Consider the following 24480-nt stretch of genomic DNA (forward strand, 5'->3'; position numbering starts at 1 on the left):
AGAACAATTATTAGTAAATTAATGCAGCCGGTGGCGCAGTAACCAGCCTTCGCCGCTAAACTCCTTGGCTTGGGGCTGATAATGCTTTATTACCCGCGTGCGGCGGCCGGCTTTTATCTTATTACCATCGGCGCTGTCGTAAATCCATAATTTACGCCGCAGGCTTTTTCCCGTCGATTTATCCTGGATGCTATCCTGCCCTTCGCCATCGTAAATGCTGATTTTAACGCCTCGGGGCACCTCTCCTTTTATTGTAAAAACATCATCGCCGCCTAAGCCATAGATCTTAATTGCTTTTGTTTCGGACCGGTTAAAAATACGTTCGCCTATTTTAAGGCCGCTACAATGGTTTTTAGAAATGGAGTAAACCGAAATTTTGGTTTCCTTTTTATTCAAACGTTCAATTCTAAATTCCTCGGCTTTATCGGTGCCCGCCAGCAAAACCTCTTTGTTTATTATCTGATAAAATTTATCGGCAATAGCGGGTAATTGTTCGCGGCGGGCTTTTAGTTTTTGCTCAAACGCAGCTCCGGTTAAATTATATATTTGTTCTGGCCACACGTGCGTCGCGTTGGCAATGGCTTCATCGGTTAAATGTTGTTTTAAGCTATCTGCTACCTGTTTAAAATCTTCGCGGGTAAGGTACGTAAGCAAAGTTTCATCGAGCGGTAAAGCACTTTTGTTTAAGCCTTTAACATGCCGGATTTTTGGTCCAAAGGTTTGGTAATTGGTTTTGATTTTGCTGCCCAGCCAGGTTAAAAGCCCATCGTTAAACTTAAAAAAAGCATGGTCGCGGTCACGCGGAATGGCTTGGAGTACCGTTACGTTTTCGTGCTCAAAATTTGCCCAACGCCACTGATCTTCGCGCCGGCTCCAATCGCCGAGCCACATATCAAACAACCGGGCTTTTAAAAATTGCCGGCTGTCTACCTGCACACAGGCATCGTTTATTTTATTTTTCAGGGCCTTGGCCGAGCCATAAACTTTTACCGAATTCCCAAAGCTGCTTACCTTCGATTGGTCGCCATCAGGGCGTTCTTCAATAATGGCCAGCATACCGGCAAATTCGCTCCGGAATTCACCTAAAGCCGCATCGTTGGGTACTATAATTAGCCGGGGATTGGTATGGTAAACGCCGGCGGCCTGCGCCAGTACTGGCACAATTAAGGCACCATACGGATGAATAACGCTGGTTTGGTCTTGCATTAATTTGGCAATAAAGGTACGCTGCAAACGAAGCGGCAATGCTTTTACCGGGTTTTTATCAACCGAACGGATTACATACTGGTACCCATCTGGGTTTTCGAGCCGCAGATTTTTTGTCTGAAAACTGCCGCCCTTTTTAATTGGGTGCAAGCCGCCAGCTTCAGCTTGCAAATTTATTACCGGAGCTTCTACCGGCGTGGCCCAAACCTGCCGGTAATGCTTGCCCCAGATTAACTGGTGCAGTTTGCTGCGTTGGTATTTAGTACTGGCCACTACCTGCCGCACAGAATCTGGTAAAGTTACCGATGAAGTTAAATAACAACTGGAGGTTCTATTTCGGGCTTTCAAATGAGTTATTCCAACACCAAACAAAGCGAAAAGCAGAAACCAAAATAATAAAAACTTATGTAGAGCCGGTTTGTTCAAGTAAGTAAATACAATCATTATTTATATATAATATTTATTATACTTAATTTTATAGAATAGGTTTATTCCCGCGCCCAGCAAAATAGTATGTTCGGTTTAGTCAAATCTGGCACCAATTAATATTTTCAAAATCAAATAATTAATATTCAATTCTTTATAAAAACAGATTAAATTATTCGCTTGCGCCGGAAAATTATTTAAACTTTATACGTACGTAGTTATTGGTATACAGCAGAACCATTTGGGTTTAACTACTTAACATTCACCTGTAGGTATTAGCGCTTCCTTAAATAAATTTATGTTTTATAAATTTTTGATTGGCTTATATATTTTTATTCTGGCTGGCTGTTCTGCCCGGCCATTTAGTCAGCAGGATGCTCGTTATACTGGTTCGAGGGCTGATGCGCTGGCTCCGAAAAAAAGCAATTTGGTGCTGGTACAAGCCAGTACCAATTACCAGCGTAGCAAATTGCACCAATTAATCTGGGGCAAACATTACCGGCAGGTTTGGGCCGCCCCGGTACCAGTACCTGTTCTGGACCTGAATAATTTACCACAGAAACTTAGTCCCCTGAAATTAGGCGGTGGTCTTCAGACGACCAGTTTAAGTTTAACCGATCCGCAGGGCCGCACGTTTACGCTCCGGACGCTCGAAAAAGATCCAAGTAAATCTTTACCGCCGCGGTTAAATAAAACCTTTATCAGCAATATTATGCGGGATCAAACTTCGGCCATGAACCCGTACGGGGCATTTACGGTACCAGTACTGGCCCAGGCGGCCGGCGTTTTTCATACCAATCCGAAGCCTTACTATGTGCCACTTACCGCCCCAGGCCTGGGCACTTACCAGGAAAAATTTGCCGGCAAGCTTACCATGCTGGAAGAAAAATTTGAAAATAAAATTGACCTGACACCGGCATTTGGTGCTGCCGTAGCTGTTTTGTCTACCGAAGAACTATTTAAGCAATTAGATGAGTCGGCGCGGCACCAGGTAGACCAGAAAGCCATGGCCAAAGCCCGCTTACTGGATGTAATTATTGGCGATTGGGACCGCCACGAAGGTCAATGGACCTGGGCCCAATACACGGCTCCCCAAGGTGGAGCTCTATATAAACCTATTCCAAAAGACCGCGATTACGCTTATTACCGCTACGCAGACGGGGCGCTGACCTGGCTTTTAAGTCGCCGGCTACTCGCTGGCCATATTAAACCTTTTATTCATAATATTCCGGATGTAGGTGGGCTGGTATACAAAGGCCGCGCCCTGGACGAACGGTTATTAAATAGTTTATCGGCAAAAGATTGGCAAACTATTGCGGCCGAAATGCAAGCGGCCCTAACCAATGATGTGCTGCAAAAAGCAATGCAGATTTTTCCAGATACAATTTATAATTTAGAAGGCGAAAAAACTTTTAAGTACCTGCAAAAAAGAGTGAACCAGCTACCGGCAAACGCCCAGGAATATTACCGCACTTTAGCAAGACACGTAAAAGTGATGGGCTCAAACCAGAAAGAAAAATTTGTGGTGAGTGGCCTACCAAATAAAACTACTTTGGTCCAGGTTTTTACCACACCAACTACTCCGGGTACGGCGCCGATTTTGCTTTACCAAAGAACCTTTACCCGCAGAGAAACCAAATCTATTACGCTGGATGGGCTTGGCGACGCCGATGAATACGCCTTAGAAGGCGACCCGAAAAAAATACCTAAAATTACCATAATGTGGCAACCTGCCGAAGATTCTTTTTCGGGTAAAATCAAAAGCCGGAAATTTAAACTCCAGGAAAAGAAATAATTAGGGACTCTTATTTAAACCATCATCCCATTATTTTCTCCGGCATTCATCTAGATACATGAAGCAAAATGCGACTGATTGGGTACTAAATTTATCGTAAAACAATTATTTCTTTTGGCTTTCAGCCGCTACATTTTTTAGCATCGCCAATACCAGTTTTTCGGCGGCAGAAAGAAAAGGGTCTTCGGGGCCGGTAGCATCGTGGGTTTTAAGGTAATCGAATAATTGATCGTTGGTAAATAATTGTACCACCTGCGGATGCACGTAATATTTACTGCAAACCGTTGGGGTATTGCCCAAGCCTTTGGCCACTTGCTTTAAAGCTTCTTTTACCGTTTTTTCCTTTTTTTCTTCCGGGTTTTCGTCGAGTAAATTTTCGAGGCATTTCACCATTAATACGGTGCCGCCCCAGGTGCGGAAATCTTTGGCTGTAAAATCCTGCTGGCTGATTTCCTGGATATATTCATTTACATCGCCCGATTCCAGCGTTTGCCGATTGCCGTCTTCGTCGTAATACTGAAACAAATCGTAGCCCGGTATGTCTTTGCATTTTTTTACCAGTTGGGCCAAGCGTTTGTCTTTTATATCAATTTCGTGTTCTACGCCTTTTTTGCCCACAAAACTAAACCTGATATTGGCCCCGTCAATCTGTACGTGTTTGTCGCGCAGGGTGGTTAAACCGTAAGATTTATTCTCTTTCGCGTAATACCGGTTGCCAATCCGGATTAAAGAATTATCGAGCAGATTAAGTACAATAGCGGCAATTTTGCGTTTGCTTAGATCTTTCAAAGCCAAATCGGCCTGAATATTTTCGCGGAGTTTAGGCAAGCTTTCGCCAAAGGCTATCATCCGGCCAAATTTAGTCAGGCTGCGGGCGTCGCGCCACTTGGGGTGGTAAATATATTGCTTACGGCCTTTCTGGTCGCGGCCGGTAGCTTGGATGTGGCCATTCGGCGATGGACAAATCCAAACGTCAGTCCAGGCGGGCGGTATTTTAAGGTTTTGAATACGCGTAATAATTTTTTCGTCGGCAATAGGTGCCCCTTTGGTATCAAAGTAGGTAAAAGCTTTGTCTGTTGCCTGCCTGGTTAAGCCTTTACCGGTGTCGGGCATGTAACGTAAACCGGCTACCGAGGCCGTACTTTCCGGATCAGCGTGCAAGGCGTGTACATCTAACTCCGCTAAATTATTTTGCATATATAGATTTAATTATAAAATCAGTTTAGTTTATTAAACCGCTTCCGGATTAAAAAGTTATTATTTAAGCAGAATATCTGGACCGGTAAATTAAGTTTTATTTTAAGCCTGCTCCTAAAAGTGATAATAGGCTTTAAACCAGTATAATTCGGGCATTTGCCTCTTAAAATATTTTTTCTAAAATTAATAGTCTAAATATTCTTCGTAAACCAAGAGCCGTTTACCGAAACAATTCTCTTAAAATTTTTCAATTCATATTTCAGGTATTTTCGTAAAAAGCAGCAAAGATTCCCGGATGAATATTAATTTCGCGGCCAAGTTTAGCGGGTCTTTCTCTCTGGCCCTATTTTTATTAATTGACTTACTATGAAAAAAAATTATTTATTGCCCCTGCCCTATTCTTTAGGTTTGCTTTTCTTGATTTTGCTCCTGTCGGGTTGCGCCAAAGACAAAAATGGCGACCGCCTTTTATTTTCTATTGACGATGACATTGCTTTGGGTGCACAGGTAGCGCGTACCGTAGACTCTACATACCGGGCCAATGGGCAATTAATCGAAAGAAATAATACCCGTTATGCTACTGCTTACCAGCACCTCGACCGGATTGTTAACCGCATTTTAAATTCCGGACAGGTAGCTTACCGCAATGAGTTTGCCTGGGATACCAAAATTATTAAAGATGATAAGGTACTGAACGCTTTTGCTACGCCCGGCGGCCATATTTACGTTTACTCCGGGTTAATTAAATACCTGGATACCGAAGATCAGTTTGCCGGTGTGCTGGGCCACGAAATTGCCCACGCCGATAAAAGACATACCACCAAACAATTACAAACCCAATACGGACTAACTTTATTATTGGCCATAACTTTAGGGCAAAACCAAGGCTCGCTTACCCAAATTGCTACCAGCCTAACCACCTTAAAGTTTGGGCGCGATGCCGAGCGCGAAGCCGATGATTTTTCGGTGGTTTATTTAGGTGGCACCAATTATTATGCTTGCAATGGCGCCGCCGGCTTTTTCGAGAAAATACTACAGGAAAACCAGGGCGCGCGTACCCCGGAATTTTTAAGCACGCACCCCGACCCAGGCAACCGGGTACAGGCCATCAACAACAAAGCCCAATCTCAAAATTGCAGTACCAAACCGTCGGGTTCAACGGCCTACGCTCAGTTTAAGAGTAGCCTTAATTAGTAACCAAAAAATTAAGAATAGAGTAAATCCCGGTATACCACCGGGATTTTTTATTTCCGGCATATACCTAAACTGCTTTAAGCTTGTTTTTTATGCAAAAAAAATTCACTCAGATTGCGGCCTCTATCGAAGATAAAATCGATGATGTTATCTTTAATTTGCGCCGGCGGTTAAATTTATTTCAGCCTTTGCAAATTGTAATGTACCGCAGCTATGGTACGCGCAACCGCCTGTATGTAAAAGGCCGGATATTGGCCGACAAAGGCATAACAGCATCGGATGTAAAAGACAATGTTTTTCACAACCTCCTGAACATGTACCGCCGGTTTGAAAGCGACGAGATTCCGAATGCCCGTTTAAAAGTGATGTTTCAGGAGCAGGAATATTTTACTACTTCTGACGAAGAAGGCTATTTTGTGATTAACCTGGAGCCGGGCACGCCTCTGGAACCAACGAGTATCTGGCATAAGGTAACGGTAGAGTTAATAGATGCGCCCTTGGAAGTTCCGGCTGGTTTATCGGCGCAAGCCGAAGTATTGGTACCACCCGTTGATGCTGAATATGGCATAATCAGCGATATAGATGATACCATCGTTAAAACGGGTGCGACAAATATGCTGGCCATGTCGCGGAACGTGCTCTTAAATAATGCCCATACCCGCTTGCCGTTTGCCGGCGTGAGTGCCTTTTATAAAACGTTGCAGTTGGGTCAAAATGGCAAACGCAATAATCCGTTTTTTTACGTATCCAGCAGCCCCTGGAACAATTACGATTTACTCCACGATTTTTTAACCATTAACCAAATTCCCGAAGGACCAATTCTGTTGCGCGATTTTGGTTTAGCTAAAAACAAACTTTTCCGGAGCGACCACATGGGGCACAAGTTTAAAGAAATAGAAAATATTTTAATGACTTACCCCGAGTTGAACTTTGTGCTCATCGGCGATAGTGGCCAGGAAGATGCCAATATTTACCGTGAAGTAGTTAAAAAATTTCCGAACCGGATTTTGTGTATTTACATTAGAGATGTGCAACTGCCCGACCGTACCAAAATGGTGGTAGAGGTATCGGAGGAATTAAAGAAAGGCAAAGTAGAGATGTTGCTCGTAAACGATACCGTAGAAGCGGCCGAACACGCGGCAGAAAACGGCTTAATTTACGCGAGCGAAATTCCGGCCATTGCAGTTGAAAAAGAAAAAGACAAAAGTCCTGAACCTGACATCCCGACCGGCACCAAACCCGCTTAATTTATTCTTTGGCTGTGTTTGTAATGGCTTTAATATAGGTTATGCCGCCCAGTTGTTTCATGCTGCGCAATACCCGCCGCCGCTTTTTCAGGATGGCCGCAGACGGATTCTTAACCGAATATTTTATTGGGTTGGGCAACACCGAAGCAATTAAAGCGGCTTGTGAGGAAGTTAAATCGGCGGGTTCTTTTTTAAAGAATTTTTCGGAGGCGGCCCCAATGCCAAATACCTGATCGCCCATTTCGGCAATATTCAGGTAAACTTCCATTATCCTTTTTTTACTCCAGAAAAGCTCAATTAAAAAAGTAAAATACGCCTCCACGCCTTTGCGCAAATAACTGCGGCCGTGCCACAAAAAAACATTTTTAGCTACCTGCTGACTAATGGTGCTACCGCCGGCTATACGCTTGCCTTTCTGGTTACTTTTAAAAGCCCCTTTCATGGCATTAAAGTCAAAACCGTTGTGCTCCAAAAAAAGCTGGTCTTCGGCGGCAATCAAGGCCAAAGGCACCTTCGCCGATACGTCTTCGATGGCTACATATTTATAAGCAATTTTATTATTGGGCAAGTCTTTTTTGCCGGCTTCGGCTCTTTTTTTAAACATGTGCAGGGTAGCCGGCGGTGGTAACCATTTATAAACCAGCACCCACAAAATACTTGTTAAGAACAAGGCCAAAAACAACTTAAGCAACAGGAAACCAATATCTTTTAAATCTATTTTCATACCTGGCAAAACGGTTTTTTAAGCAGCTATACTGGTCTTATTCAATTAATGGTCTGGTTTAAAGTAGGGGCAAATTTAAGCTTTAAATTTTTCCTTTTACTGCCGGTTCATTAAAACTGTTTAGCATTATAATTTAAAAAACGATGAAAGTGCCAGGGTAAGGTTAACACCGCTCATTGTTTAATCTACCTGGGCAAACAACCGACGAGAGCCGCTGTTAAATATTAAAGATAATTGGTTATATACATGTGTAATCTTAATGGCCCGTATAATTCTTTTTTCCGGTACCCAAACCCAAACCAAGGGTATGAAAACTGGTAAAGAATATCTTTTTTTGTAACTTAAGCTTTTATCGTTTACTAAGTTTATTATTAATGCCCCGATTTCTGCCTTTATTTCCTTTAAACCTGGTTGTGTTTCCGGGCGAGAAGCTAAACCTGCACATATTTGAACCCCGTTACAAACAACTGGTAAACGAATGCTATGCCGCCCAAACTACTTTTGGTATTCCGGTTTTTCTGAACAACCAGGTAGCGGGCTTTGGTACCGAGGTAAAAATTCTGGCAATTGAAAAAACCCATACCAACGGCGAAATGGATATTAAAACACAGGGTTTGGGAATAATCCGGATATTAGATTTTTTTAAACAGGCACCCAATAAATTTTACCCGGCCGGCACCGTAGAAGATGTACCCATTCAAAAAGAAGAAGATGCTTTTTTAAAGCAGAAAATTACCGAAAGTATCCGGCAACTTTACAGCATTTTGGGTATTAATAAAATATTACTAACGCTGCCCAACCAATACCAGATTTTTGACATTGCTCACCATGTTGGTTTAACCACCGAACAAGAATACGAATTGCTGCAATGCCCCGATGAAATAAGCCGGCAGGAATTTGTATGGCTCCATTTACAAAAAATAATGCCGGTAATTCTGGAAACCGAAAGGTTGAAAGAACGCGTAAAAATGAATGGTCATTTTAAAAATATATTACCGCCCAACTTTTAAGCCCATTTTAAGGTATGAGGTAGCATAGCCAAGCCATTCCCTTGCATGGATTATTACTATTATTACCTTCTGTTAATATTTCTGATTATTTGCGGCGGATTTTTGGTAGCGTATTTAATTGAACGAAAACACCGTCGGCAACCTTATTTCCGGTACCCGGCCGATAACCAACCCGCCCACTTGCAGGATATACCCAAGCCCATTCATTCGGTGGCATTGCTCGGCGACCCCGGTAGTATTTCTGATGCAGAAAATGACCCCATATTAGGGTTGATCCGGCAATGGATGGAGCTAACTGGTAAAGAAGGTACATTGGTAATATTAGGCGATAATATTTACCCCACGGGTTTACCCCCCACCCCAGGTTTAAGGCGCGAACAGGCTATTCGTAAAATAATGGCCCAACTGCAGGTTTTTAAACAACATGCCGGTCGGGTTATTTATTTAAGCGGTAACCACGACTGGAACAAGGGCCGCTCCAACGGCTTTAACTACTTACTAGAGCAACAAAACTTTATTATAAAAGAACTAAATAAGCCCGATGCTTATTTACCTTTAGAAGGCTGTCCGGGACCGGTAGAACGGGAATTAGCGCCGGGGCTGCGGTTAATTGTTATCAATACGCAATGGTGGGTACAACGGGGTTTACGGCCGATTGGTAAAAACTTTAACTGCACCGTAGAAACTGAAGATCAGTTTTTCCTGGAACTAAAAGCCTTGTTAGACAAATACCGCCACGAGCAAATTATTCTGGCGGCGCACCATCCTTTGTACAGCAATGCCCAACACGGTGGCAAATCTACGGTAAAGCAACACGTTTTTCCATTAACGGCGGCGCACAAAAAGCTGTATGTACCGCTACCGGTAGCGGGGTCTTTGTACCCGGTTTATCGGCGCTATTTTGGGGCTTATGAAGATATGGCCCACCCCCGGTACCGGCGATTGCGTAAAAAATTATTAAAGCTGCTGCATACGCACCAAAATATTATTTACGCCGCCGGCCACGACCATAACCTGCAATATTTTCAGGTAAAAGGAAACCATTATTTGGTAAGCGGCTCCGGCTCTAAAACAGCTTTTGTGAAAAAAGGCGGTAAAGCCACTTTTACCCACGAGCACAAAGGCTTATTTACCGTTGATTATTATAGTCCGGATAAAGTCTGGTTGCGTTGTTTAGAACCGCCAACCCTGCTTGCCGCTAACCAGGAAGTTATTTTTCAGAAGAAAATCGTATAAATAGTAACAGGGCTTTCCGAAGAATATTTTTGGTCGGCAACCAGTTAAATTCTTTTGGAATAACGGCATCGGCAGAAATATTCATTTATTTTAATGCAAGATATAAAGTAGCATTTAACTTTTAAATAGCCCAGCATATCCTATGGGAGCTACCCAAAGAGATATGCTGTTTATGTTACTGAGTTTGCACTTCTTCTTCTACTTCTTTTTCGAGTTTTACATCGGGGGGCATAAGTACCGGTAAGCTTTTGGGGTGCATCCGGACTTCTAATATATCGTCTAATTCCACAGGTTCACCATCTATCTGCAACACATCATCGGGGCTTTTCTCTATAGTGGCCCATTTGCATTTTAAAATCCGGGAATAGACTGAATGCTGAATGCGCTCGGTATATAAACTTACGAGTAAACCTACCGCCGCTGCTTTTGGGAAAGGCTCTATAAGACAAATCTCAAAGTAACCGTCGTTAATTACCCCCGTTGGATTTATGCGGGCATTGCTGCCAAAGGCATTGGCGTTGGCAATAGTAACCATAAAAGCTTCACCTTCATAATATTCGGCATCGGTCTTGATTTTATACTTGTGGGGTTTATAGTTCAGGTATTCCTGCAATGCAATCCAGACGTAAGCGCCGGGGCCACGGGTTTCACCATCATTAAATTTCTTCACAATTAAGGCATTAAAACCCAAGTCGCTCAAATGAAAAACCGTTTGCCCATTAACATCCAACGAGTCAATTTTATTGATGGTACCTTCGCGAATTAAGGCAATGGCTGCTTCCAAATCTTGCGGAATACCGATATCTTTAGATAAACCATTACCAGAACCTAAAGGAATAATGCCCAACGGAATATTGCCATGGTTTAAAATATTGGCTACCAAACTAACAGTACCATCGCCGCCAATGGCTACCACCACATCGGGCTGCATTTTCCCAATGTGCTTTTTGATTTCGGCTTCGTCGTGGTTGCCGGTGGTGTTATAAAATTGTATTTCCAGGTTTTGTGTTTCGCAATAATGCTCCAATCTGGCTTGTACATCTTCTTTTTCGATATCACCCGAAATAGGATTGAGTACAAACAGGAGCTTCCGGAAATGAGGCGTATGTGCCATATTACCTAATATACTTTAATATTATTTAATTAACCCAGATGGTAAACCCTCCGGAAACTCGTTCTGTATAGCCGCTTCAATCCGGGCAATGCGGTTTTCAGGATTGGGATGGGTCTGGAAGAATTCTACCCCACCACCGCCGTTGCGGTTAGCACCTAATATTTGCATTACCCCCACCATGGCCTGCGGATCGTAGCCCGCTTCGGTTGTAAAGCGCACGGCCCAAGTATCTGATTCTAATTCATCATCGCGACCGTATTTTAACGTCATCAGCTTAGCAATGGCCGCGGCCGCTACAGCCCCGGATACACTGGCGGGCCGGTCCGGATCGTAGGTTGCAATGCCGGCGGCCCCGGATAAACCTTGGGTAAGTTTGGCTTTTGCTAACTGTTCGGCAGAGTGGCGGGCAATAACATGCCCTACTTCGTGGCCCAACACGCCGGCCAACTGCCCTTCGGTTTGGAGTTGTTTTAATAACCCGGCCGTAATAAATATTTGTCCACCGGGTAAGGCAAACGCGTTCAGGGTATTTTCGTCGGCGAGTAAATGAAAGTCAAATTTATAAGGGCTGGTGCCGGCTTTGGTTTGCGCTACTAACCGTTGCCCGATTTCTTTTACCTTGGCGGTTGCATTTTGGTCGGGATGTAAACCACCGTACTGCGCCGCCATTTGGGGAGCCGCTTGTAAGCCCAGGGCAATTTCCTGGTCAACGGTCATATCTATGTGCTGGGTTTCCCCGGTTATCTCATTTTTCTCTCTTTTACACCAATACGATATTAAAGAAAAGCCCGCAATGAGTAAGGCTATTACGTATTTTAAACCACCTCTCATATTATTCCATAGTAATTTATACAGATGGTCTAACGCTAAAAACATACCATAGTTACAAGCTAATATTTAAAACCTTTTTTGCCCTAAATCCGGCATTTTAACCACTGCTAAAAAGAGGATTGAGGTTAAAAAAAATTATAATTAAAAAAGAACTATATACCCAATAAAAAATTTAACGTAAAACAACTTGTGATTTTAAAAATCAAGGCAAAACTTAAAAGAATAAAACTATGAATATGAAAAGAACTTTTGGCGCTATCCTAACTATTCTGGGAATAATAGGGATTATTTGGGGCGCCTACGGCTTTATGACCGGTGGTGGCAGTGGCATACCAGGTGGTAAATTTAATTCGCTTATTCCGTTTGTAGTGGGTATAATATTTTTGTTTCCGGGTATTGGTTTGGTTAAAGGCACCAAAGACGCCGCTTAAACCAATATTTTAAAACAAAAAGCCCGCTGAAATAACTTTCAGCGGGCTTTTTGTTTGTAATTAGGTAATTACCCCTAAATGCTGGCTACTTTTAAGTTGTTTTCCGACGCATACTGGGTTAAGGCAATATCTTTATTTAAGTAAACCGAATTATACGAGTCTACTCCGCCATCAATAAACAGGCAAGTCCGGTTCTTGATGGTAGTTATAATGGCATCATTTAAGTCGGTAGGTACCGCCGGACAACCGTGGCTGCGCCCCAATCGTCCTTGTTTTTTTATAAAATCTTTACTTACGTAATCGGCGCCGTGTACCACAATGGCTCTTTGCATGGCGTTGGAATTAAACCCGGTGTCGCGGCCTTCTAATTTTAAAGATAAGCCGTGCTTGCCATAATACGTATTTGCCGTAACATAAAAACCTAAACTACTTTGGTGCGAATTTTCTTTATTTGAAAAAGCTACCGCCATATCGGCGCCGCTGCCTTGCCCGTGGGCCACCAAAGAATGGAACAAAAGCTTTTGGTCTTTTAAGTCAATTATCCAAAGGCGCTTTTGTTTACTCGATTTCGTAAAATCAATAATCGATAATATAGATTTGCTGGGAGCTAGCTGCTTGGCGTGTTTCAGGTTTTGGTAACCGATCAGGGCTTTGCGATACAAGCTTAATTTAAGGCCTGTTCCCCGTAAATCCATGCGATCAAAGCTATCTTCTACGTAATCGTCGAAAGCTTCTTCTATGGCTTTGGTTAAATTGGTATTAGTTGTGGTTTCAGGTTCTGCAACTTTACCGGCCTTTAAAGTAAATGCTGTTTCTGGCGCAGCAGTTTTTTCTATAGACAAACCCGGACTATAGCTTACAGCGGGCATGGTAAAGGCAAAAAGTGAAAAGCTGGTGAAAAATAAGATATATCTTCTCATATAACAAGCTAAAGCGGCGTACTTTGTGAACGTACAAAACTCTTTAAATTGTTCCGGGAACAGATTTTTTGAAGCATTTTAGGTATAATTCTTTAACTATATCCCATCTTTACGGGTAAATACCCAGCCCGCAAAGCCGGGGTTAGTAATGTGTTATTTAAAGTTAAGAAAATGCCTGGTATTCGCCTAAATTTTTTATTCTTATATTTAGTACTAACTGTAACTACATTTTTTTTTATTAGTTGCGGCCGTCAAAATATAGATATCAAAGGTTTCGACCAGTTGGCCTGGCGTAAAGATGTACGTAGTTGCCAGAACATTAGACCCAGTTTATTGCCTGCGCTCCAAAGTGGTATTCCCCAATTAATGGGCTTGAGCCATACCCAAATAATAGCTATTTTGGGTAAACCCGAAGGAAACTCTTTGGAAAAAAGCGGCGAAAGGGTTTATTACTATTTTGTAGAACCGGGCCAGCATTGTCAGAATAACAGTACCGTTAATGCAAATAAAATTTTAATCCGGTTCGATGCCTTGGATCGGGTATACAAAGTACGCCTGGCTGATCCTTTAAAATAATTTACCTATTGGTTTTAAGTAAAAAAAGAAGCGCAACTAAAATAATTGCGCTTCTTTTTTACTATTCCATATTTTTATTCTTCTTGTTTTTACCCCGGTCTTTTCGCTTTTCGCCGGTTGCTTTATTTACATTATCAGTATTGTTCAGCATCTGGGGTTTATTCGGCTCGGTGTTCTGATTCTGGTTCACGTTTTCATTGGTATTTACTGCCCCCCCATTAACCGATGTTCCGGTAGCCGCGCCACCTTCCAGCGAAGACCCACCGTAACCGGTTGCCTGGTAGCCCGGACTAGTGGCGCCCCGGCCCTGCGATTCCAGGTAGGCGGTAAATTGCTTTTGAGAAACAGTTTGGGCTAACTGGTCTTCAAAGCTTTTATCGATGGTTTTAATACGGCTTTTAAGCGCTGTAGCATCGTTGGCATACATATTATTGGCTTCGCGCAGCTGTTCGTTGCGGGCCCGGCTTAAATCGCGGAAACGAATATATTGCCCCTCATTAAGCTGTAATTGGTTGGCCATTTGGCGAATTTCATTATCGGTACTAACCCTGGTTGTATAGCCGGCGGTACTGGTGTTTGCAGCAGTGGTTCCAGTTTGGGCCGATACCACCAGCACACTCATGGCAAATGCAGTACTTAAGAATATCCTTTTCATAATCGTAAGCTTTATGTTTACTTTCATTTTATCAAATTCAAATTCTGTGCCTAATCTCTATATTTTACTGTATAGATTAAAATATTAAGTCTGGGCTACAACAGCCCTATATTTTATACGAATTTGATTCTGAAGGGGACAATAAAAAACAGAAAAAAACGCCTTAACAGCTAAATTTTAAACATTTTTTAAAAATATACCTATTAAATAGTAAACGCTTTGGTCGGTTTTAATAATTAATCCGCAAAAAAATTAACTACATAAATATCAAGTATTTAGCTACACAAAACCAATACCGCCAATCTGACATATTAAGCTGACGTTTATGTAGTTAACTTTTTATTTCAGGAAAAGAATAAATTAACTCTAGCTTAGTTGTACATAAACTGGCTACTGCTGAATAATTTCCAGATTGATTATCGGATTTAATAAAAGCTAGATAGTTATTTCAGGAGCTAAGGAATTGGTTTAAACCCATGGTAAAGGTAAAGTGCGCCATAAGTCCAGTTGGGGCCTTTTAAACCCGGATAATTGTAGCGGTCCATCATCAGGGCAATATACTTTACCGGGTAGCCATCGGGTAAGGTTACAAGGTTGGGCCAAACCCGCGTGCCGGCTTTTTCGTCCCAAGGCGGTAAATCCATTTGCAAAGTACCGGCGGGCTTTAAATCCGGATAGGTATAAATAAATATTTTTCTGTCGGCACTGCCCGAAAAGCAATACCAGCGGTTGCCTACTTTTTGCATGGAGGTACCCGTAGAATTCGATTGCACCGGTCCGGCAATGCGCTGGTAAACCCCATCCCATTGTTTTGACTCTAATATCACGGCCTTGTACCCGTTTATATTTTCGCAGGTAAGCATCCGCCATTTTTTGGCTGCCGCATCGTACAGCACATGCGAATCTTCTATATCGCCTACAATGTTGGTGGGTTTGGCTTTCATTACTGAAAAACCAAAACGCGGGTCTACTTTGCTTTCAATGGCCCAGATCTGTTTTTTTTCTGTTTTTGGATTGGCCGCAAAAGAAAAGCCGGTAGTAAAGCCACGCCACACCTGCTGATCGTCGTCGTAAAAAATATGCGACGAAATTTCGTTGCGTAAAATTCCGTCTTCGCGGTCAAACACAATAATCCCTTCCATTTTTAAATCAAAAGTTGTGGGATTCAGGCTAAATACGCCTTGCAAATGGTGGTCGAGGGCGCGGCCGCGCAGCGAGAGCGTATACCACAAGCGGCCTTTATCTAAATAAGGCGTGCCATCTTTATGCGTAATAACCCGGATATCTGCCTGGCCCAACCCGGTTGTAAGAGCAGCCTGCGCCTGGGTTATTCCTATTTCGCCGTTCTCTACCCGAAACAAAACCCGCGCCTGATAACTTTGTATAATCTTTTTTTGGCGTAAATCCAGATCTTGGTTAAAATTAGCCTGGGCCACACACACCGGTAAGCCCGTATCCTGGATAAAAACGTTCAGGCCACTGCCCAGCATTTGCAGTATTAAGGTTACTGGCCTGGCGGAGGCCGGAACGGGATTAATTAAAATAGATTTTTCCTGAATTAAAACCCCGTTGCGTATTATATGCAATTGGGCATCGGTAAAACGGCCGCCATTAAATTGCAGGAACACCATAAACCGCTCGGAACTACTGGCATTGGTGAATTCAAAACCCAACGCGCCCTTGCCTTTTAACGAAGCTACCTGCACCGAATAGGTAGCAAACGGATTACAGCCCCCTAACCAAATGCCGGTTTCGGTATATTTCTCTGATTTTAAAAGAAGCCGGTCTTTACTTACTGAAATATTGGCTGAGTCGGGGCTGTACACTTTTTGGGGATGCATGGATGCCAGACCAACCAGATTGGCTGGATCTAATTTTGCCAGCAAAATTGCTTGCTTTGGATCAAACACCAGCCTTTGAACGCCTTGCCGCACAAAATTTATTTCGGCGGGATTAATAGCTGCTTCTTTTTTTTGGGCAGAACTATCAGGAGAGGCCCAGGCCAGTACAAACAACAGGAAAAGAACTCTTAAGATAACCAGAACACCAGATAGTTGCATCTTTTGAAGGATAGTTTTGCCGGCAATTTAGCAAAAGAATATTCTTTTTACCGGCAACCTGGTTAATCAGTAAAGCTAGCTTTATAGCTAAAGGACTTTAGATAATGTAAATTTTATTCAAACAGGTCCTTCTGAAAGAACTTCCATACTTTCAGAAGAATATTAACGGCAAGTAATAGATTAAATTCCTCCGGAAGAACCGTGATGCAGGGTAAAGCTGTTCCTTCTTTTCTTTATCTAATAGGTCTTAGGCAGAAATACTGATGCCAATATCAAAGTTTAAACAGGCTTAATATATTTAAAAAATAATAAAACAAGGAATACATGGCCAAGAAGGTATAAAGGCTAACCAAATTAATACACTATAAGCTTATAAACAAATTGCAAGTAAAGTCTACATCAGCAGCAAAAAGGCATAAAAAAAGCCGGTAGTAAGCACCGGCATTAAATGAAATTTTATTGAAGTGATTTTGAAAGAAGCCTGGCTTAAATTTTACTTAAATCAAGGTACAAAATCTTTGCCTTTTTGGAAATTGCCCCCCGAGTTATCATAAAGCATCATGAGCACGTAGCTGGTAAAAGAGCCCACCACAATACCCAGTAAAGTTATAGAGCCAAACAAAGCGTACGGCGATAATACAGCCCCAAAATAATCCTGGGTCCGGAGCGAATCCTGGAAGCTTTGGTCGAAAAAGCTGGCGTACAGGAAAATAAAGCCGGCGTAAATAATAGAAGATACTAAGCCCACTACAAAGCCAATGCCCAGGCCGGGCAAATAAGGCATGTGGCCCTGCCGCGACCTTTTGTAGGTGCCTATAGCCAATATTACCGCAATAATGATAAACAAATGGCTCAAAAACCGGACAACTTCAACGTTAGCTAAGCCAATTAAAACTACTATAATAAAATAAATAATCATTAAAATACTGGCTACAATGCCGTAGCGTAAGCCAATACTGGGTATGGATATTCTTTCTGTTGCCATTTTAATAGGTTTAGTTTTTCATCGTTTTATTTAGGTACATTCAGAAGCGTGAGCATATCCGGAAGCTAATTACCCGAATATGTTTAAATTAATATACTTAATTATACCGTATTAAGCCCTTTCGTGTTTTATAAACTAAATACTTTTTCTAAAGCGTTAGGTTGTACCGTTTAGCTGAATATCATGAAAAAGCGGCATAAAAAGATAAAATACAGTTTATTAGCTTATTTTTGAACCTGCTCCTGCCCCCTGCGGTTAAGGCATAATCTGGTATAAAAAATATTTCTCCAAATAATTTTTATACCTTTGTGGCCGAAAATTCAACACTGTTATGATTAGTACCTCCAATGTTAGTTTGTCGTACGGCAAGCGTACATTATTTGAAGATGTTACCATAAAATTTGTTCCGGGCAATTGCTACGGCCTGATTGGGGCTAATGGTGCCGGTAAATCTACCTTCCTGAAAATATTATCCGGCGAAATAGATCCCCGTACAGGTCGGGTAGAAATACCGGCCGGCATGCGTTTGGCCGTACTGCGTCAGAACCATTTTGAGTACGACGAATATCCGGTATTGCAAACGGTAATTATGGGGCACAAACGCCTGTTTGATATTATGCAGGAAAAAGATGCCATTTACGCCAAAGAAGATTTTACCGAAGAAGATGGTTTGCGGGCCTCGGACCTGGAAGCAGAATTTGCCGATTTAGAAGGTTGGAACGCCGAAAATGATGCCGCTACACTATTGAACGGTTTGGGCATTAAAGACGATTTGCATTACTCGTTGGTGCAGGACTTAAGCGGTAGCGAAAAAGTACGGGTTTTATTGGCCCAGGCTTTGTTTGGCAACCCCGATATTCTACTGCTCGATGAGCCTACTAACCACTTAGATGCCGAATCTATTTTGTGGCTGGAGAATTTCCTGGAGAACTTTACCAACACAGTTATAGTGGTATCGCACGACCGCCACTTCCTGGATGCGGTTTGTACGCACGTAGCCGATATTGACTTTGGTAAAATTCAGTTGTACGCCGGTAATTATACTTTCTGGTACGAGTCGAGCCAGTTGGCTTTAAAGCAACGCACCGATGCCAACAAGAAAACCGATGAAAAGCGAAAAGAACTGGAAGAATTTATCCGGCGGTTTAGTGCCAATGCTTCTAAATCTAAACAAGCTACTTCGCGGCAAAAATTATTAAATAAATTAACCCTCGAAGATATCAAACCTTCTTCGCGGCGTTACCCTTACATTCAGTTTAAGCCCGAGCGCGAAGCCGGTAACCAATTACTAACCGTCGATAACCTAAGTAAAACCCTGGAAGACGGCACCGTATTGTTCAAGAATATTTCTTTTAGCGTCGAGAAAAAAGATAAAATAGCTATTCTGGGACGGAACGACTTATCGGCTTCTACTTTTTTTGAGATTATCATGGACGAAACCCCGGCCAACACTGGCACTTATAACTGGGGAACCACCATTACTACCGCTTTTTTCCCGAAAGACAATGCCCAATTTTTCGAAACGGATTTAAACCTGGTAGATTGGTTGCGCCAATACTCCGTAGAAAAAGACGAAAGTTTTATCCGGGGCTTTCTGGGACGAATGTTGTTTTCGGGCGAAGAATCACTTAAAAAATCTAACGTATTATCGGGTGGCGAAAAAGTACGTTGCATGCTTTCGCGCATGATGCTGCAATCCGGTAACTTTCTGGTGTTAGACGAACCTACCAATCACCTGGACCTGGAATCGATTACGGCTCTGAATAATGCCCTGAAAGATTTTACCGGTACGGTCCTGTTCTCGTCGCACGATTTACAGTTTGTAGAAACCATTGCCAACCGCATTATTGAATTAACGCCAAAAGGTGTAATTGATAAACGGATGAGCTACCAGGAGTACTTAGAAGACGAACAAATTAAAGAACTTCGTCAGAAAATGTATAGTTAGTACCCTATATACTTTTAGCAGAATCGTTTCGTTTTGAGTAAAACTGTTCTAAAATATTCCTAAACTTTGTTCGGCGGTTGTTTTTAGCCGGCAACCGCCGAAATTCTTTTCCACAACAAGTGCAACCAAAGTTGGCATGCGTTTGGTTTTAGAATAGTTGTTTTACAAGATAACTTAAACCAAAAATATGCAACCTGTTTATAAATTACACCACAACTGGTACCGCCTGGTTCTGGTTTGTTTTTTTACATTAGCGTTTTATTATACTGGTCAGGCCCAGGTTATTGATACCCTAAACCAAAAGCCCCAGTTAGAAACTTTACCGCCGGCCAATCCTAGCCGCCAACCGGCACGGCCAACGCAACCAGCCCCAATGGTTAAACCCGAGCCTACTGTCACCCCAGCCCCTACGCCACCGCCAGGCCCAGAAGAAACAGAGGAGCCATATACCGAGAAACCATCTTTCCTGGAGAAAATGTTTGTGGGTGGCAGCGGCGACTTAGGTTTTAGCAGCAATAGTTATTACGGCTCTTATTTTAATATCGGGGCATCGCCATTATTGGGCTTCCGGATAAACAAATTTATATCGCTGGGTCCGGGTGTAGTGTACAATTATTATAACTTGGGCGGAAATTCGTATAGCGACTACGGGGTAAAAGCTTTTACCCAAATAATGGTGTACAAAACTTTTTTTATTCATGCCGAGCACCAATTATTAAATGCCCAGGCTTATACAGTAAATTCGCAGGGGCAAATATTAAATGAATATCGCTCTACGGTTCAGTCTACTTTAGCGGGCCCCGCTTATCGCCAAATGGCTTCCGACCGTTTTGGTTTTGATTTGTATTTACTGTTTAATGTGGCTAACTCTACCGGCGACACCAGTTCGCGTCCTATTTTCCGGGCCGGTATAATTTATAATCTTAAGTAGCCATCACTAATATTTTTTGATTGGTTCATCAAACTAAAAAATGAAATGCCTAAACAGATGATAAAGCTTTTAATACTTAAAACTGCTTAACCTTTACTAAAGGGCTACAAAGCAAAAGAGCACCAAATTTGGTGCTCTTTTGCTTTTATATTATTATCAGTGCTGGTCTTAAGCAGCTCCACGTATCAATCTCAAAATAACTGCTATTACGGCAATCACCAACAAGATATGAATAATACCCCCAACGGTGTCACCAAAGCCTAAGAAGCCAATTAGCCAAAGAATAATTAATACAACAGCGATAATATACAATAAATTTCCCATAGTTTTAAATGTTTAGTATGTCAATTGTTTAGTGAAAAAAATATAAATTAATCCTTATACGTAATTTAAGCTCTTCTGATTAATCGTAGAATAACTGCTATTACGGCAATAACCAATAAGATGTGAATAATACCGCCAACCTGCGACGGAAATCCTAAAAAACCAATTAACCAAAGTATAACCAGTATTACTGCAATTATATAAAGTAAGTTTCCCATTTTTTTAATTTTTTTTATGATTTTAATTTAAGCGCATAAAATTATAATGCTGTTTAAAACAGCCGTTTACAAGCTAATTACAGCCATTTAAAAGAATTACAATTTATGATTTTTCCTTGTACGCAGGAATATTTTAAAAGATTTATATAGAGATATCTTTTTTAAGAAAAGATCTTTATTTTGTTTTAAAACACGGCCTGTTCTAGTCAGCCTTTTACTTAAAAAATCTAAAATTGTTTTAGAAAGATTTTTCTTTATTTACTTACCTTTAAGGTTTGTATAATTTAGTATTATCCACCCGAATGAATATCCAAGAGATAGCCGTAATTGGTTCAGGCACCATGGGCAACGGCATTGCCCACGTGTTTGCCCAGCATAATTTTAAAGTAGCTTTAATTGATGTAGCCCCCGCTGCCCTGGAAAAAGCCATCCAAACCATTTCCAAAAACCTGGACCGGCAATTAGCTAAAGGCACGCTTACCGAAGAGCAAAAAAACCAGACTTTAGCCAATATTACTACTTACAGCCAGTTAGAAGCCGGCGTAACCAGCGCTGATTTAATTGTAGAAGCCGCTACTGAAAACGTTGATTTAAAACTAAAAATATTCCGGACCCTGGACCAGTTGGCTAAACCCGCCGCTATATTGGCTTCTAACACCTCGTCTATTTCTATTACCAAAATTGCCGCTGCTACTAACCGACCGCAACAAGTTATTGGTATGCACTTCATGAACCCGGTACCGGTTATGAAACTCGTAGAAATAATCCGGGGCTATGCCACCAGTCAGGAAGTTACTGCCACCGTTATGGCAGTAGCACAACAGCTAGATAAAGTTCCTACCGAAGTAAACGATTATCCGGGTTTTATTGCCAACCGCATTTTAATGCCCATGCTCAACGAAGCTATTTATGCTTTGTACGAAGGCGTAGCCGGTGTAATCGAAATAGATACGGTTATGAAACTAGGTATGGCGCACCCTATGGGCCCGTTACAACTAGCCGATTTTATTGGTTTAGATGTTTGCCTTTTTATTTTAAAGGTCATGCACGAAGGATTTGGCAATCCTAAATATGCACCTTGTCCTTTATTGGTAAATATGGTGCAAGCTGGCCATTTGGGTACCAAAACCGGCAGTGGTTTTTATACCTATCAGGCCGGTTCTAAAGAGTTAATCGTAGCCGACCGGTTTAAGAAATTTTAAATAATAACCAGTTTATGCGTTGGTACAAAGCCGTTTTTGCTCAAACATTATTATTTTTTTTACTGGGTTTGGGCAGTTGCACCCAACCAAATCAAGCTAAAAACCACAATTTACCCCGGACGGCTAATAGTAAGGAATGGCGGGTTTACGGTGGTAATGCGGCAGCCAACCGGTATTCTGGCTTAACACAACTAAATACGAGCAATGTAAAGCAATTACAAGTAGCCTGGACTTACCATACCGGCGATAATACTGGCCGCGGTACCGAAATGCAAAGCCAACCCATTGTGGTAAACGGAGTTTTGTATACCACCTCGCCTAAGTTAAAAGTACTGGCCCTGGATGCGGCCACCGGAAATTTACTTTGGCAGTTTGATCCATTCAAAGACAAAGAACCAACACTGCATGTTAACCGCGGGGTTACTTATTGGGAACAAGGCTCCAATAAAAGAATATTGTTTACGGCTGGCCCGGTGCTTTATGCATTAGATGCCTTAACGGGTTTGCCGGTACCGGAATTTGGCCAGAATGGTCAGGTAAATCTTTACGAAGGTTTAGGCCGGGAGGCCAAAGGGTTTTATTTAGTAGCCACAACTCCCGGTATTGTTTACCAGGACCTGTTAATTCTGGGCTCACGGGTTTCAGAAAATGCCGATGCCGCACCGGGTTTTGTGCGGGCTTACAACATCCGGACGGGCGCATTGGCCTGGGTTTTCCGGACCATTCCGCAGCCCGGCGAGGCAGGTTCCGACACTTGGCCGGCTGAAGCCTGGAAAACCGCCGGAGGCGCCAATGTGTGGAGCGGCATGAGCCTCGACGAAAAAAGAGGATTGGTATTTTTACCGACCGGCTCCGCTTCTTTTGATTTTTACGGCGGCAACCGGCCCGGAAAAAATTTGTTTGCCAACTGCATTATAGCCTTAAAAGCCGCCACCGGCGAGCGGGTCTGGCATTACCAAACCGTGCACCATGATATTTGGGACCGCGATTTACCCTGTCAGCCTAACCTGGTTACCGTAACCCACCAGGGCAAAAAAATTGATGCAGTGGCCCAGGCTACTAAATCGGGCTTTATTTTTTTACTCGACCGCGATACTGGCAAGCCTTTATTCCCGGTAGAAGAAAAACCCGTACCAGCTTCCGATTTACCCGGCGAATCGGCGTGGCCTACGCAACCCGTTCCTACTAGACCGGCTCCTTTTGCCCGCCAGCATTTTACTGTCGCCGATATTACTGATATTTCGCCGGAAGCCCACGCTTATGTAGCAGAACGCTTTAAACAAGTACGATCCGGCCAAAACTTTATTCCGCCCAGCAAAGCAGGTACGGTTATATTTCCAGGATTTGATGGCGGAGCCGAATGGGGCGGCAATGCTTTTGATGCGCAAAGTGGTATTTTGTACCTGAACGCTAACGAAATGCCCTGGATTTTAACGATGGTAGATGCGCAACCTAAAACCAATGCCAAGATATCGGCCGGCGCACGATTATACAGCCAACATTGCGCTAGCTGCCACGGCCCGGATCGTTTAGGGGACCAGCATAATTATCCGGCTTTAATTAAAATTCAGGATCGGCTTAGCCTGACGGCCATAGAGGCAACGATTAAAAACGGCCGGGGCCGCATGCCGGCTTTTAGCCATTTGCCCGCATCAGATAGAGAAGCCATGGTTAACTTCCTGGTAAATCCCGAACAGAAACCGGCCGGCGAATCTGTGCCACCTAAACCGGCCAAAAACAATGTTCCCCAATTGCCCTATACCCATACCGGTTACCACCGGTTTTTAGACAAGCAAGGGTATCCGGCTGTTAAGCCGCCTTGGGGAACCTTAAATGCAGTTAATTTAAATACCGGCGAATACGTGTGGCGGGTAACCTTAGGCGAATTTCCTGAACTTACTAAAAAAGGTATTCCGCCTACGGGTACCGAAAATTACGGGGGCCCCATTGTTACCGCCGGCGAATTATTATTTATTGGTGCTACCAAAGACGAAAAATTCCGGGCATTTGATAAAAAAACCGGGAAGGTACTCTGGGAAAGCCAACTACCCGCCGGGGGCTACGCTACCCCTTGCACTTACCAGGTAAATGGCCGACAATATGTGGTTATTTCGGCGGGTGGTTCTAAAATGGGTACTAAAGCCGGTGATGCTATTGTGGCCTTTGCGCTACCTTTGGAACGTTAGTCGTTGTTCGTTGTTGGGGATACAATTGTTCTAAAATCAATCATAAAGACTGTTTTTGGTAGCA

22 protein-coding genes are annotated in these 24480 nt (G+C 42.7%); 11 read left to right on the forward strand and 11 right to left on the reverse strand.

Annotated features, from left to right (window positions below; translation table 11 throughout):
• Positions 1–18: 18 nt before the first annotated feature.
• Positions 19–1554, reverse strand: coding sequence for a hypothetical protein (locus ACO1R6_RS06930; protein WP_486263354.1), 1536 nt, complete (start codon positions 1552–1554; stop codon positions 19–21).
• A 376-nt stretch (positions 1555–1930) separates the two neighbouring features.
• Between ACO1R6_RS06930 and ACO1R6_RS06935 the strand changes: the two genes are divergently transcribed.
• Positions 1931–3427, forward strand: coding sequence for a hypothetical protein (locus tag ACO1R6_RS06935; protein ID WP_486263356.1), 1497 nt, complete (start codon positions 1931–1933; stop codon positions 3425–3427).
• 105 nt (positions 3428–3532) lie between these two features.
• Here the strand turns inward: ACO1R6_RS06935 and ACO1R6_RS06940 are convergent, their stop codons facing one another.
• On the reverse strand, positions 3533–4624 hold the full coding sequence (locus ACO1R6_RS06940; protein WP_486263358.1) for a DNA topoisomerase IB: 1092 nt from the start codon (positions 4622–4624) through the stop codon (positions 3533–3535).
• A gap of 366 nt (positions 4625–4990) precedes the next feature.
• Between ACO1R6_RS06940 and ACO1R6_RS06945 the strand changes: the two genes are divergently transcribed.
• Positions 4991–5818: a M48 family metalloprotease gene (locus tag ACO1R6_RS06945; RefSeq protein WP_486263360.1), complete on the forward strand. Its 828-nt coding sequence runs from the start codon at positions 4991–4993 to the stop codon at positions 5816–5818.
• A gap of 92 nt (positions 5819–5910) precedes the next feature.
• Entirely contained in the window at positions 5911–7065 is a 1155-nt protein-coding gene (locus ACO1R6_RS06950) for an App1 family protein phosphatidate phosphatase (RefSeq protein WP_486263362.1), read from the forward strand.
• Position 7066: 1 nt separating this feature from the next.
• Here the strand turns inward: ACO1R6_RS06950 and mtgA are convergent, their stop codons facing one another.
• Complete coding sequence (gene mtgA / locus ACO1R6_RS06955) at positions 7067–7789, reverse strand: monofunctional biosynthetic peptidoglycan transglycosylase (protein WP_486263364.1); 723 nt, start codon at positions 7787–7789, stop codon at positions 7067–7069.
• A gap of 374 nt (positions 7790–8163) precedes the next feature.
• On the opposite strand from mtgA, the gene ACO1R6_RS06960 reads away from it, so the two are divergent.
• Both ACO1R6_RS06960 and ACO1R6_RS06965 read left to right on the forward strand, forming a co-directional pair.
• Positions 8164–8799, forward strand: a complete 636-nt coding sequence (locus ACO1R6_RS06960) for an LON peptidase substrate-binding domain-containing protein (protein ID WP_486263366.1) — start codon at positions 8164–8166, stop codon at positions 8797–8799.
• Between the two features lie 45 nt (positions 8800–8844).
• Positions 8845–10035, forward strand: a complete 1191-nt coding sequence (locus ACO1R6_RS06965; protein ID WP_486263368.1) for a metallophosphoesterase — start codon at positions 8845–8847, stop codon at positions 10033–10035.
• Between the two features lie 175 nt (positions 10036–10210).
• On the opposite strand, the gene ACO1R6_RS06970 is transcribed toward ACO1R6_RS06965, so the two are convergent.
• Together ACO1R6_RS06970 and ACO1R6_RS06975 are read right to left on the reverse strand one after the other, a co-directional pair.
• Positions 10211–11149: a diacylglycerol/lipid kinase family protein gene (locus ACO1R6_RS06970; RefSeq protein WP_486263370.1), complete on the reverse strand. Its 939-nt coding sequence runs from the start codon at positions 11147–11149 to the stop codon at positions 10211–10213.
• Between the two features lie 21 nt (positions 11150–11170).
• Positions 11171–11980: a M48 family metalloprotease gene (locus ACO1R6_RS06975; protein ID WP_486263372.1), complete on the reverse strand. Its 810-nt coding sequence runs from the start codon at positions 11978–11980 to the stop codon at positions 11171–11173.
• 236 nt (positions 11981–12216) lie between these two features.
• On the opposite strand from ACO1R6_RS06975, the gene ACO1R6_RS06980 reads away from it, so the two are divergent.
• On the forward strand, positions 12217–12411 hold the full coding sequence (locus tag ACO1R6_RS06980; RefSeq protein ID WP_486263374.1) for a hypothetical protein: 195 nt from the start codon (positions 12217–12219) through the stop codon (positions 12409–12411).
• Between the two features lie 74 nt (positions 12412–12485).
• Here ACO1R6_RS06980 and ACO1R6_RS06985 read toward each other — a convergent pair whose 3' ends face one another.
• Complete coding sequence (locus tag ACO1R6_RS06985; protein ID WP_486263375.1) at positions 12486–13331, reverse strand: murein L,D-transpeptidase catalytic domain family protein; 846 nt, start codon at positions 13329–13331, stop codon at positions 12486–12488.
• Positions 13332–13502: 171 nt separating this feature from the next.
• Between ACO1R6_RS06985 and ACO1R6_RS06990 the strand changes: the two genes are divergently transcribed.
• Positions 13503–13907 carry a hypothetical protein gene (locus ACO1R6_RS06990; RefSeq protein ID WP_486263377.1) on the forward strand — a complete coding sequence of 135 codons (405 nt, stop codon included), beginning with the start codon at positions 13503–13505 and terminating at the stop codon, positions 13905–13907.
• Between the two features lie 61 nt (positions 13908–13968).
• Here the strand turns inward: ACO1R6_RS06990 and ACO1R6_RS06995 are convergent, their stop codons facing one another.
• The 3 genes from ACO1R6_RS06995 to ACO1R6_RS07005 form a co-directional block, all read right to left on the reverse strand.
• On the reverse strand, positions 13969–14562 hold the full coding sequence (locus ACO1R6_RS06995) for a hypothetical protein (protein ID WP_486263379.1): 594 nt from the start codon (positions 14560–14562) through the stop codon (positions 13969–13971).
• Between the two features lie 455 nt (positions 14563–15017).
• The gene (locus tag ACO1R6_RS07000; RefSeq protein WP_486263381.1) at positions 15018–16622 is read right to left on the reverse strand and encodes a hypothetical protein; all 1605 of its coding nucleotides are present in this window, start codon (positions 16620–16622) and stop codon (positions 15018–15020) included.
• A 502-nt stretch (positions 16623–17124) separates the two neighbouring features.
• Complete coding sequence (locus ACO1R6_RS07005) at positions 17125–17607, reverse strand: DUF4199 domain-containing protein (RefSeq protein ID WP_486263382.1); 483 nt, start codon at positions 17605–17607, stop codon at positions 17125–17127.
• A gap of 331 nt (positions 17608–17938) precedes the next feature.
• Here ACO1R6_RS07005 and ACO1R6_RS07010 point away from each other — a divergent pair, with 331 nt between their 5' ends.
• Together ACO1R6_RS07010 and ACO1R6_RS07015 are read left to right on the forward strand one after the other, a co-directional pair.
• Complete coding sequence (locus ACO1R6_RS07010; protein ID WP_486263383.1) at positions 17939–19555, forward strand: ABC-F family ATP-binding cassette domain-containing protein; 1617 nt, start codon at positions 17939–17941, stop codon at positions 19553–19555.
• 187 nt (positions 19556–19742) lie between these two features.
• Positions 19743–20486 carry a hypothetical protein gene (locus ACO1R6_RS07015; protein WP_486263385.1) on the forward strand — a complete coding sequence of 248 codons (744 nt, stop codon included), beginning with the start codon at positions 19743–19745 and terminating at the stop codon, positions 20484–20486.
• Between the two features lie 168 nt (positions 20487–20654).
• On the opposite strand, the gene ACO1R6_RS07020 is transcribed toward ACO1R6_RS07015, so the two are convergent.
• On the reverse strand, positions 20655–20810 hold the full coding sequence (locus tag ACO1R6_RS07020; RefSeq protein WP_486263387.1) for a lmo0937 family membrane protein: 156 nt from the start codon (positions 20808–20810) through the stop codon (positions 20655–20657).
• Between the two features lie 65 nt (positions 20811–20875).
• Positions 20876–21028, reverse strand: a complete 153-nt coding sequence (locus tag ACO1R6_RS07025) for a lmo0937 family membrane protein (protein WP_486263389.1) — start codon at positions 21026–21028, stop codon at positions 20876–20878.
• Between the two features lie 308 nt (positions 21029–21336).
• On the opposite strand from ACO1R6_RS07025, the gene ACO1R6_RS07030 reads away from it, so the two are divergent.
• Positions 21337–22230: a 3-hydroxybutyryl-CoA dehydrogenase gene (locus ACO1R6_RS07030; protein WP_486263425.1), complete on the forward strand. Its 894-nt coding sequence runs from the start codon at positions 21337–21339 to the stop codon at positions 22228–22230.
• Positions 22231–22244: 14 nt separating this feature from the next.
• Positions 22245–24416, forward strand: a complete 2172-nt coding sequence (locus ACO1R6_RS07035; protein ID WP_486263391.1) for an outer membrane protein assembly factor BamB family protein — start codon at positions 22245–22247, stop codon at positions 24414–24416.
• Positions 24417–24480: the final 64 nt, after the last annotated feature.

The organism is Adhaeribacter sp. (assembly GCF_057359045.1).